The 11,500-nt window shown below is 47.2% G+C and carries 11 protein-coding genes and 1 other annotated feature; of the genes, 3 read left to right on the forward strand and 8 right to left on the reverse strand.

The window, feature by feature from the left end:
• Positions 1-87: 87 nt before the first annotated feature.
• The 6 genes from PQI28_RS06830 to PQI28_RS06855 form a co-directional block, all read right to left on the reverse strand.
• On the reverse strand, positions 88-924 hold the full coding sequence (locus PQI28_RS06830; RefSeq protein ID WP_339962813.1) for a DUF2268 domain-containing protein: 837 nt from the start codon (positions 922-924) through the stop codon (positions 88-90).
• Positions 925-1,238: 314 nt separating this feature from the next.
• Positions 1,239-1,751: a hypothetical protein gene (locus PQI28_RS06835; protein WP_214693364.1), complete on the reverse strand. Its 513-nt coding sequence runs from the start codon at positions 1,749-1,751 to the stop codon at positions 1,239-1,241.
• A gap of 17 nt (positions 1,752-1,768) precedes the next feature.
• Positions 1,769-2,896, reverse strand: coding sequence for a hypothetical protein (locus PQI28_RS06840; protein ID WP_339962814.1), 1,128 nt, complete (start codon positions 2,894-2,896; stop codon positions 1,769-1,771).
• 117 nt (positions 2,897-3,013) lie between these two features.
• Entirely contained in the window at positions 3,014-5,419 is a 2,406-nt protein-coding gene (gene leuS / locus PQI28_RS06845; RefSeq protein WP_214693368.1) for a leucine--tRNA ligase, read from the reverse strand.
• A gap of 39 nt (positions 5,420-5,458) precedes the next feature.
• Positions 5,459-5,674: a binding site (T-box leader), on the reverse strand.
• A gap of 53 nt (positions 5,675-5,727) precedes the next feature.
• Positions 5,728-6,474 (reverse strand): bacteriorhodopsin-like, encoded by a 747-nt coding sequence (locus tag PQI28_RS06850; protein ID WP_274664487.1) that lies wholly within the window; start codon positions 6,472-6,474, stop codon positions 5,728-5,730.
• Positions 6,475-6,603: 129 nt separating this feature from the next.
• The gene (locus tag PQI28_RS06855; protein ID WP_271304515.1) at positions 6,604-7,788 is read right to left on the reverse strand and encodes an MDR family MFS transporter; all 1,185 of its coding nucleotides are present in this window, start codon (positions 7,786-7,788) and stop codon (positions 6,604-6,606) included.
• 178 nt (positions 7,789-7,966) lie between these two features.
• Between PQI28_RS06855 and PQI28_RS06860 the strand changes: the two genes are divergently transcribed.
• On the forward strand, positions 7,967-8,941 hold the full coding sequence (locus PQI28_RS06860) for a TIGR01212 family radical SAM protein (RefSeq protein ID WP_339962816.1): 975 nt from the start codon (positions 7,967-7,969) through the stop codon (positions 8,939-8,941).
• Positions 8,895-9,467 carry a class I SAM-dependent methyltransferase gene (locus PQI28_RS06865; RefSeq protein ID WP_339962817.1) on the forward strand — a complete coding sequence of 191 codons (573 nt, stop codon included), beginning with the start codon at positions 8,895-8,897 and terminating at the stop codon, positions 9,465-9,467. Before PQI28_RS06860 ends, PQI28_RS06865 begins: the two co-directional genes overlap by 47 nt.
• A gap of 31 nt (positions 9,468-9,498) precedes the next feature.
• On the opposite strand, the gene PQI28_RS06870 is transcribed toward PQI28_RS06865, so the two are convergent.
• Positions 9,499-10,212 carry an alpha/beta hydrolase gene (locus tag PQI28_RS06870; protein ID WP_339962818.1) on the reverse strand — a complete coding sequence of 238 codons (714 nt, stop codon included), beginning with the start codon at positions 10,210-10,212 and terminating at the stop codon, positions 9,499-9,501.
• Positions 10,213-10,300: 88 nt separating this feature from the next.
• A complete protein-coding gene (locus tag PQI28_RS06875; protein WP_339962819.1) occupies positions 10,301-10,771 on the reverse strand; it encodes a GNAT family N-acetyltransferase in 471 nt (156 codons plus the stop codon).
• A gap of 164 nt (positions 10,772-10,935) precedes the next feature.
• On the opposite strand from PQI28_RS06875, the gene PQI28_RS06880 reads away from it, so the two are divergent.
• Positions 10,936-11,457 (forward strand): hypothetical protein, encoded by a 522-nt coding sequence (locus PQI28_RS06880; protein ID WP_339962820.1) that lies wholly within the window; start codon positions 10,936-10,938, stop codon positions 11,455-11,457.
• The last annotated feature ends 43 nt before the right edge of the window (positions 11,458-11,500 follow it).

Genomic DNA, 11,500 nt, shown 5'->3' on the forward strand with positions numbered 1-11,500 from the left:
TGCGTCTCATCGTAGTGATTTAATGCACAATCAAAAGGCTTGACCCCTGAATGAGACAGGGTCAAGCCTTTTGACATTCATTTTAACTTAATTCCCCAATTTCATAACGCCTTCATACTTATAACCTTCCAAAATCTCGTGGTCTTCTTTAAACGTCCACTCAGAAATCGACAGCTCTGGGTGCGCCGTCAAATATTCATGGAGCACATCCCTACCTAGAATATAGTTACTCCAACGCGGAATGTCTTTTTGATTATTTCCCACCACAAAATCGTTAAAGGATGTTTCATAATCATTCACTCGACTCGCGATATGTTCCATGGTCGCATCATCGATTGGTACATACCATGGTGGAGTTACCCCTTTGACAATGCGGTCGGCAAACGCATCCGCTTTCCCTTCGATGATGATAGAGTCGAGAATCGAACTAAGGTTATATTCGTTTTGATCACGAAGGATCAGGTGATGGTACTCGTGAGCCGTCGAATGAGCTAGCACACCTTTGTCATAATCTGTATCGAGAAACAAGATGAAGGCGTCTTTATAAGCTGAGGCTCCTACTCCTTCCATCGGCCCACTATCGTAGAAGAATTCAGGATTATACGGTGCGATAAACACGGTACTTTTCTTTTTAGGAAGGACTTGATTTGAATCCGCGTATGTGGAAGTAATAATTTCTTTAATCTCGTCATGTTTATCAATTAACGTATCAAGTTGCTTTAGCAATTGTTGCTTATGAGGCGTCGGCTTCAGAGAAAAGTTTGTTTTGATGAGGGATGTATCGATTTTTTCTTCCTCTCCGACCTCTCCTATGTAATCTAATACATATTTCTTGAAGTTCTGTTTGTTCTCCTCCGCATCGGTTGTTTCAAGGGATGCATTCAAATATTGTTGGTATTGGGTGTAAAGTGGGACGATTGTCAATTCATTCTCTTCGTTGATTTTTATCGTTTCGATTGAAACGTCAGGCTCAGACGTTTTAGATTCTGACGTTTTTTCATCATTGCTACATGATGCTAACAGAAGTACTGAACTACAACATAGAATACCGAATAATTTTTTCAGTTAAATAACCTCCATCTCAATGATTAATATCCCTCACTTGTTTACTTATGTTAAATTATACCATAAATTACTCTTATGACCTTTCAGATACCATCTAGTATCATGATGTCGTCACGACCACAACAAAAAAAACGACTCAAACCCTTTCTAATGAGGGCTCAAGCCGTTTGTGATTATTCTTTCCCTGCAATTTGACGACGCACTTCTTTTTCGAGCTCCGGCTCCGGAGGCATCCATCCTTCAGGTTTCATAACTTTGTTGTCCGACTCGCGTAAAATCGGTTTCCCGTCCGGTCCAAGCTTCGCCATATTGGCACGCTGGACGATTTCAAACAACGGAACGGGATCAAGTCCGAGTTCAACGAAACTGCCCATCACAAAATATAACGCATCCGTTAACGCATCCCCTTGACCAACGAGGCGTTCCACATCATCTGACGGTGGTGCGTCTTGTAATGATTTTTGGACCGCTTTTTGGAAGCCTTCTTGGAATTGCTCGATGGCCTGTAAGAACTCTTCTTCAGTCTGTGACGATTGGTGTAAAAATTCAACGACCGCTTCCTCTGCCGTCCAAACCGATCGTTTTGTCGCACGATCAAGTGTCAACGGTTGCGGAGATTTTGCTCCTGGATGTCCGAAAGTCTCGTGGAATTGTTTCACTTCTTCAAAAAAGTAACGTTTGCTCATCTGTCTTTCCCCCATTGTTAGTCCACAGAGACGAATGCATCCAAATCGAATACTTCCGGGTGGACGATTGCAAAGATTTCATTGTCTTGTAAAAACATGCCGGTCGAGTCATACACGCGAGGTGTCACCATCTGACCGTTGATGGTACCTTCTTCCGGGTTGACCGTATAGAGGACGAGCTCTTCCGAGTCGAGCACGTATATTCGGCCTTGTCGCTCGACAAGCCCAACGCCTTCGAATCGCTCAAACTTTTGCTGGATTGAGGCGCTCATCCCGTCAGCCGATAACGCTTGACGCGAATCGAGCATCCATTCCGTTTCCGGTTCTCTTTCCTCGACTGCCTCATCTGGCGTATCCTGTTCATTCTCAGGTGCCTCTTCTTCCGTGGCGGCCGCCTCACTAGAGACACCGTCACTCGTCGACACATTTTCTGTCGTCGCTTCTTCTGTTGATTGTTCAGTACCATCAACATTATCTTCCGATTCTGTTGATTCTTCTGACTCGTTTTCCGCAGACGCTTCCGGTTCGATTTCACGCTCTTCGATATAAAGGAGCTCAAGGTCCGGCGTGTCTGCTAATCGATTCATCATGAAAAGACGATTCGATTCTCGGTCATAGCCGAGACCAAAGATTCGGTCTTCCGATACGAGACCTTTGATTTGTTTACGTGGTCTCTCGACCCAGCGTCCTTCTTCTCGCTCGATTGTAATGAGCGTACCGTTTGCTGTCACCGCATATACGAGGTTCTCTTCGACCATCCGCATCCCGATAAAGTCATCGAGGCGCGCCTGACCCGTATTTTCGAGTTGAAGCACTGAGTTGACGCGTGTACCGTTCCCACTCACTTCGAAAAACTCAGCCTGCTCGGTAAGCACGAGATAAGCCCCGATCGTATCGCTGTAGTACACTTCATCGATCTGGTTGATTTGCTCGAGCGCATCGGTCGTATCAATATCTTCGTCATCTTGTGCTGCCTCCACAGGTGGGAGGGATGCCGTTTGATGACTCGTTTGAATGTCGATTTTTTCAAATGTCGAGGCGACCTGCCGCTGAATCTCTTCGTCAGAGAAGACAAAGACATAGCAAAGGATCACGCCGACCACGACAGCACATAGTGTCGTGTATAGCACATAAGAACGTTTCATGGACATGTCGTCCCCTTCTACTTCAGTATCGCCCTTTAGTGTATCAAAACCGACCGTAAAAGAAAATGACCTCACCAAAAAGAAAAGAATGTGCGACAATGTCACACATTCTTTCGATTATCCAACTACGATATTGACGAGTTTTCCAGGAACGACAATGACTTTACGAACCGTCTTGCCTTCTGTGAACTCTTGGACACGCTCGTTGCCGAGTGCCTCCGCTTCAAGCGCTTCTTTTGATGCGTCACGCGAAACGTGCATTTTCGCACGAAGTTTCCCGTTCACTTGGATGACGACTTCAATCGTGTCACTCACAAGTTTTGACTCATCGTACGTCGGCCAAGCCGCATACGTCAACTCTTCCGTCATGCCCATCTTCTCCCACAACTCTTCAGACAAGTGCGGAGCGACAGGTGAAAGCATCTTGATGAAGTCGACCATTTGCGATTTTGGCAACGTCTCTTGTTTGTTCGCTTCATTGACGAAGACCATCAACTGCGAGATTGCTGTGTTGAAGCGAAGTGCTTCATAGTCTTCAGTGACTTTTTTCACCGTCTGATGATACGTACGTTCAAAGTCGGCAGTTGGTGCCACGTCCGCAAAGTTCGTTTGATCGAACAAACGCCATACGCGGTCGAGGAAGCGACGTGCCCCGTCAAGTCCATTCGTTGACCATGCGATTGCCGCATCAAGTGGGCCCATGAACATTTCATAAAGACGAAGTGTATCCGCGCCGTGTGACTTCACGATATCATCTGGGTTGACGACGTTCCCACGAGATTTCGACATCTTCTCGTTGTTTTCACCGAGAATCATACCTTGGTTGTACAATTTTTGGAACGGTTCGTTCGTCGGGACGACACCGATATCGTAAAGGACTTTATGCCAGAAACGTGCATAGAGCAAGTGAAGAACGGCATGTTCCGTACCACCGATATACAAGTCGACTGGAAGCCAACGCTTGAGTTTTTCAGGGTCCGCGATCATTTCTTCGTTATCTGGATCGATGTAACGGATGTAGTACCAGCAGCTACCTGCCCATTGTGGCATCGTGTTCGTCTCGCGACGACCTTTTTCCCCCGTGACGGGATCTGTGTACGTCAACCACTCTTCTGCGTTCGCGAGTGGCGACTCACCTGTACCAGATGGTTTGATTTCATCGATGATTGGAAGTTCGAGCGGAAGCTCTTCGACCGGTACCGTCTTCATCGTTCCGTCTTCCATGTGGACGACCGGAATCGGTTCTCCCCAGTAACGTTGACGGCTGAACAACCAGTCACGAAGACGGTATGTCGTCTTCGCACGACCCGTACCCGCAGCTTCAAGTTCTTCAATAATCGTCTTGATCGCATCGGCTTTATTGAGTCCGTTCAAGCTACCTGAGTTGACGTGCTCCCCGTCTTCGACATAAGCCGCCTCTTCCAAGTTTCCACCTTTGACGACTTCACGGATTGGGAGGTCGAACGTTTTCGCAAACTCATAATCACGCTCATCGTGTCCAGGAACGGCCATGACTGCACCTGTCCCGTATGTCGAGAGGACATAGTCTGCTGTCCAGATCGGAAGTTTCTCACCGTTCACCGGGTTGATCGCATAAGCGCCCGTGAAGACTCCTGTCTTCTCTTTAGCGAGGTCTGTACGCTCAAGGTCCGTCTTCTTCGAAACTTCCTCGATGTATGCTTCTACTGCCGTTGATTGTTCAGGCGTTGTGATCACTTTCGTGAACGGATGCTCCGGTGCGAGCGTCACATATGTCGCTCCGTGAAGTGTGTCCGGACGTGTCGTGAAGACCGTGACAATCTTGTCGTGACCGTCGACTTTAAAGTCGACCTCGGCACCGACCGATTTCCCGATCCAGTTGCGTTGCATCTCTTTGACGCTCTCTGGCCAGTCAAGACCTTCCAAGTCTTCAAGCAAACGCTCCGCGTATTCTGTGATGCGGAGCACCCACTGTTTCATCGGGACGCGGTATACCGGGTGGTTCCCACGCTCTGACAACCCATCGATAACTTCTTCGTTCGCAAGGACCGTGCCAAGTGCCGGGCACCAGTTAACGGCAACTTCGTCGACGTATGCGAGGTCACGCTCGAACAATTGCGTGAAGATCCATTGTGTCCATTTATAATATTTCGGGTCCGTCGTGCTGATTTCACGAGCCCAATCATACGAGAAACCGAGTTCTTTCAACTGACGGCGGAACGTCTCGATGTTACGTGCCGTGAATTCGCGTGGGTCATTCCCTGTGTCGAGCGCGTACTGCTCGGCAGGAAGACCGAACGCATCCCAGCCGATCGGGTGAAGGACGTTATATCCTTGCATCCGCTTCATACGGGCGATGATATCCGTCGCCGTGTAACCTTCTGGGTGACCAACGTGAAGGCCAGCACCTGATGGGTATGGGAACATATCAAGGACGTAGAAACAATCCTTCTCCGGGTCTTCTGTCGTTTTGAATGCGTCTTTCTCTTCCCAACGCTTTTGCCATTTCGGCTCGATTTCTTGATGTTTAAAATAGCTCAACATTCTTCCTCCTCTGCATAATAAAAAGCCTTCCGTCCCCGAAAATGGGACGAAAGGCTTGAAAGCTCTCCGCGGTACCACCCATGTTGCATTGCTGCCACTTGAGACGCCGATAACGAGGCGTAACCCCGGTTTTCCCTACTCGGTTCAGGAAAACAGCTCCAAGGCGAGTTCACGACCTCCATTTATCGATTCACACCAACCATCGACTCTCTTTGAAATGGAACGTTCGCTACTAATCCTCTTCATCGCTTGCTATTCATCGTAGTCTATTTTAGCCCATTCTGAAATTCAACGTCAACTTGAAGTTTTCAAGCTTTGACTTGTTTCTGCGTCGAAATGGTTTTAACAGCGAAGAATGCAATCAACCCAAATCCTACTTTATTGATCAAATCTGCCACGTTGTATATCAATTCGCGCACGAGTTGAACTTCAATCCCTGTAGCGAACAACGTCACAGCATAGCCGATTGGGTAAATCGCCCATCCAATCAAAATGAAGAGACGCATGTTGAGCAATGCTTTTCGAATAGGTGGAGGTGAAGACTCAGCCGCCTTCGTGACATTCGTGAAGAGCAAGTAAATAATATAAATCCAAGCGATACAACCTACAAGATATCCCCAAAGTCCAAGTTGCGTAAAGCCACCGTTCAAGTTAATCGATGACTCACCGAGATACCCAGCTACAATCATGATGATGTCTGCGATAATCAACTTCGTTAATAATCCAGTCTTCATCTTCCCTTGCAAACTAAGAAGTAGCGGGAACTTAATCAAAAGTAATGGTGTCGTCACGAGCCAATCGATGTACCGAATCTCCGTCGGAAAGCCTGTGATTTCCGACAGCAATCCAGAATCTCCGACCGCGTCTTTCATAAAGTAATAATGAATCGCTGCTACGAACGTGACAAGTGCCGCAACAGTCGCAACCGAACGGTATTCGGGATCAAGACTGCTCCGCTCAACTAGAAAATATAATGTCGCTGCCGCCATTCCTACAAAACCAACCCAAAACATATACTGCGTTGCCAATACGAGTAAATTGACTTCCTCGTTCATCATGCCCATCCCCTTTACTTCAGAGCTGACCGACAACAAACATATGTGGTTGAAAGGATCCTTCACCTAAATTTTATCTACGAAAGTCAATAAGACGAAGGTTTAAATCTGTAGAGAATATGCGAAATGTCACGAACTTTGAACATTTAATGAACGAATACGTAAAAAGACAATATTAGCCGTAATGATTAGCAAAATAATCAACGTGAATACTGCATTCATCCCGAACGCATCGAATAATAAGCCCGAGAATGTCGGTCCAATCATTCGTCCGACAGACGCTGCGATATTGACGAGCCCTTGATATTGTCCCGCCTTACCAGGAGGGGCAAGTTTTGCTGCAATCGTTGGGACTGCTGGCCAGACGAACATTTCCCCGATTGTCATGACGACCATCGCGACCATGAACATGCCAAATCCACCAGCGAACGGCACAATCAAGAAGGCACCGAGGAAAATCGAGGCCCCGATAATCAATTGACGTTTTAAGTCGTCCTCAAACTGTCGCAAGACACGGTTGAGTAACGGCTGTGCGAATACGATCATCGCCCCGTTCACCGTCCAGAGCAGTGAATATTGACTGATTGTGACACCAAGGTCTTTCGAATGAACGGCGATTGTCCCTTGCCACTGAACGTACACGAACCAAAGCACGGCGTAACCGACGGCGACATACCACATCGACTTCATTGTTGCGCTCGAGAGGGTCGTGGCGGCTGCCTCTAACTGTGATTGAACGACAGGACGTGCCGGGTTTTTCAGGTAGCGAAGTCCAAATAAAAGGACCACTACAAATAAGACCGACAAGAAGAAGTTTGCATAAAAGATCCACTCGATGTTCAAACGCGCGATTTGACCACTCATTGCCGTACCGAGTGCGACACCTACGTTTTGCGCAACGTAAATCGCGTTGAACGAACGGCGTCCACCCTCTGGCCAGATAAGTCCCGCAAACGCGTAAACGGTCGGAAAGACGAGTCCACCTGAGAACCCAATCATACCGAGCCACACCAAATAACCGAAGAACGTGGCGTGGAACAGTAAAAACCCGAGTGAGCTCGCAAGCAACAAACCGACAGAAATCATGAGCGTCATCTTTCCACCGATTCGGTCGAATAATGTCCCTCCGATGTAGTTTCCGACGATTGCGAGTGCGGAGTTCACAAGAAGTGCCACCCCAGCAAGTGTCATCGACTCACCTAAAAAATCATGAATATACAGTGTGTTAAATGGCCATAAAAAAGACGCCGCCGTTGTATTGAGCGCCATCGCAATGACTAGAATCCATACCGAAATTGGCATTTTATTGTTCACACCAAGTCCTCCTTTCATTCCTCTTTCACATCAAAAAAATCGGCACAAATGGCCGAATCGACAAGATTTCCTTATCAAACCTAAACGAATGCCAAAGAAGTGTCAAGAAAAATTACTTATTATGAAGTTTTGCCATTTTTCATTTGTGATAGCATGAGCAAGGAAGGAGAGATGTTGAATGAATCCATTTGGTCAAAACCGATATCATACGTTGAACGAGGCGTATCGCCGAGAATATGGAGGAAAGGTGTTCAAAGTCCCGCTCGATGGCGGATTCACCTGTCCGAACCGTGACGGGCTCGTCTCAAAGGGAGGATGTACGTTCTGTTCAGACGACGGAAGTGGTGACTTTGCAGGAAATGCTTGCGATCCGATTCCCGTTCAATTTGCCGAAGTGAAGGCCCGTCTTCACCGAAAGTGGAAGAACGCCAACTACATCGCTTATTTCCAAGCATTCAGTAACACGTACGCGCCGGTCGAACGGTTACGTGAGTTGTACGAACCTGCACTTCAAGAAGAAGGCGTCGTCGGTCTCTCGATTGCGACACGTCCGGACTGCTTGCCAGACGATGTCGTCGCCTATTTGGCAGAATTGAATGAACGTACGTCGCTTTGGGTGGAGCTCGGCCTTCAGACCATCCATGACACGACGGCGAAAAAAATCAATCGTGGACATGACTACGAGACATTTTTGAGCGGTCTTGCAAAACTTCGACGCCACAACATCCGTGTCTGTGTTCATATCATCAACGGTTTACCCGGTGAGACACTTGAGATGATGCTCGACACAGCTCGAGAAGTTGCTAAAATGGACATACAAGGAATCAAGATCCATTTACTTCACGTCTTGAAGCATACACCGCTCGCCCGTCAATACGAAAAAGGCCTACTCGACTTGATGGAGGAAGATGACTATGTCTCCCTCATCTGCGATCAGCTCGAATGTATACCTCCCGAGGTCATCGTTCATCGTTTGACCGGGGACGGCCCACCTGACTTATTGATTGGTCCGTTATGGAGTCGTCACAAGATGCAGGTGTTAAACAAGATCCGTGCAGAATTGGAACGACGAGATTCTTTCCAAGGAAAAAAGAAGGATGAGATGTATGGGATTAATGAGAGTACTACCTTTTGCAAAACAATTACTACATGACCACCTTGAAGAAGGTCATGTCGCCGTCGACATGACCGCCGGAAACGGACACGATACGCTGTTTTTGGCGAATGCAGTGGGCGAAACGGGTCATGTGTATGCATTTGATATCCAGTCAGAAGCGGTCGCGTCCACACGCGCACGTATACAGGAATCCGGTCTCGATGAACGGGTATCCGTCATTCATGACAGTCACGACACGGTTCAAGCGGTCGTCGCGAACGAGACGCGCCCCATCTCCGCTGCCGTCTTCAATTTAGGTTATTTACCAGGAAGCGATAAATCAATCACGACTCACGGGAATACGACGATTGCCGCGTTATCTCAATTATTAGAGGTCATGACCGTCGGTGGCGTCATCGTCATCGTCATTTATCACGGACATGAGAGCGGAAAAGTCGAACGGGATGAAGTGCTTCAATACGTGGAGTCGCTTGACCAAAAACAGGCTGGCGTCCTCCGCTACGGTTTCATCAACCAAATCAATCATCCCCCATTCATCGTGGCGATTGAAAAACGCGCATAAGCAAAAGGCGGCTCATTCGAGTCGCCTTCTGTCATTCTTGAATCAATTCATAAAACGTCATCAATGTCTCCGCAAACTTGGTATTCAAACGTTCATATCCAAAATGCGGGAAACCTTCCAACCGACGGATGTACACTTGATCCCCACCAATCTTCCGGCAGACGTTTAACGTCAACTTCACGTCCGCAAATTGATCGTCTGGTGCATAGAAACAAGCAAGTGGAAGTCGTGGTAAGTGCTTCTTCTCTTCTTGATGTTCCACGATCTCTTCTTCAATCTCACGATATTGCGCATACGTAATCTCACCGAAGCGTGACGATTCCTCGCCTCCACCAGTGAATGTCATCATCCCGAGCGGTAAGTCTGGGCGGAAACGATCGACAGCACTCGCGACGACTTGTTTCAATCCGCCGATTTGACGAGTGGCATGCCAATCAAATAAAGGAGAGATATACGTCAAACTCCCAAGCGGCACATCATACTCTTGCAAGAGTCGGTTCGTGAAAAGTGCCCCAAGACTGAATGCCACGACATGGATCGGTAGTTTGTATTCCCCTGCCTCACGTAACGCTCGCTTAATAAGCTGTTTATGGTCATCTGCCGTCAATCCGACCGATTGGTCACGGACGACAATTACCTCGTACTCGTCTTGGAGTCGGCGAATAAAGTTCTCACTAACCCGAGACGTGAACTGTAGCGGGTACACGATGACGATGACCCCTTTTCGTGCTTCTTCATATGTCATGCTGCCGTCACCTCATTTATGGACTATGTATATTGTATCAAAAAAACATCAGCCGCAACTGATGTTTGAAGAAAATCCGTCTGGAGGCTTAGCTCGGATGATATCGTAAATGAATGAGTTCCATCGGTTGGTCGTATACCTCTTCTTGGATCCGATTCACTTCTTTAAACGATTGATGCAAAAGGAAGGCAATCGCTTGGTCATTTGAATTTTCAACGTACACTTCCATCGGTTGTGTTTTTTTCGATTGGAGATAGTTTAAAAAGGCTGCCCCATATCCGTTCCGGTGAAAATCAGGATGAAGATAAAGTCGAAGCATCTCCCACATGTCACCGCGATCGATGGCATGACAAAATCCGATGACATCTTCTTCGAACTCGCCGACGATAAAATATTGCTCTCGTGCTTCTTCACTCGAACTGATTGCTCGAACAATCTCTTCTTGTCGATAGGCGCGCTCCATCGCTTTCAAACGATTCAAATCATCTTCTGAAATCGTCGCAAGTGCAATCGTTCGAATTAATGCTGCATCTTCTGGAACTGCTTCCCTCATGTTCATGACAGCTTCCCCCTTTTGGCCAATCTATTTGTATCATTCCCTATCGTCACGTTTTTATCCTGCCATTCGTTTCTTTTTCGTGACGATTCATAAGAAAACGTTATGTCCGCAATCGACTAGGGTATAACACTATCAATGCCAATCACATGAAGGAGTGGAACAACATGGAACCAAAATTAGAGCATGACCCGAAAGTCGAACAAACAGAGAATCCGAACCGTCAATTTGATCAATTGGATGCCGGGGGCCCAAAAATCAGCGTTGTGACCGGGATGTTACTCGGTGCCCTCGTCGGTGGTCTCCTCGCCTTACTTAGCTCCTCGAATCGGGAGCAGACGAAACAATCGCTTACGAATGCAAAATCTTCGGTCGGAGGCATCGTGAACGAAGTCAAACAAGATCCAGCCGGGAAAGCATCTCAAGTCATTGAACAAGTAAAGACCGCTTCCGGCAAGATTCAGGAAGTGACTACAGACGTTCAAAACGTATATGAAAAAGTCGTCGGTGAAGTCGATACGGTCAAAGAAGACGTCAATAAAATCGTCGAGACGGCCCAAGAAGCTAAATCAGATTTACAAGACATCGGTGAAAAAGTCGTCGAAGCGAAGGATACGGCGCTTGGACAAGAAAACACTTCAACTGATTCGTCATCGAATGATCATAAACAGACACCTCCAACGACTTGAACCTAAAAAAACGACCTTTCCGCGGAAAGGTCGTTTTTGTTGA

It is taken from the genome of Exiguobacterium sp. USCH10, assembly GCF_037619445.1.
GTDB classification, from domain to species: Bacteria; Bacillota; Bacilli; order Exiguobacteriales; family Exiguobacteriaceae; genus Exiguobacterium; species Exiguobacterium aestuarii_A.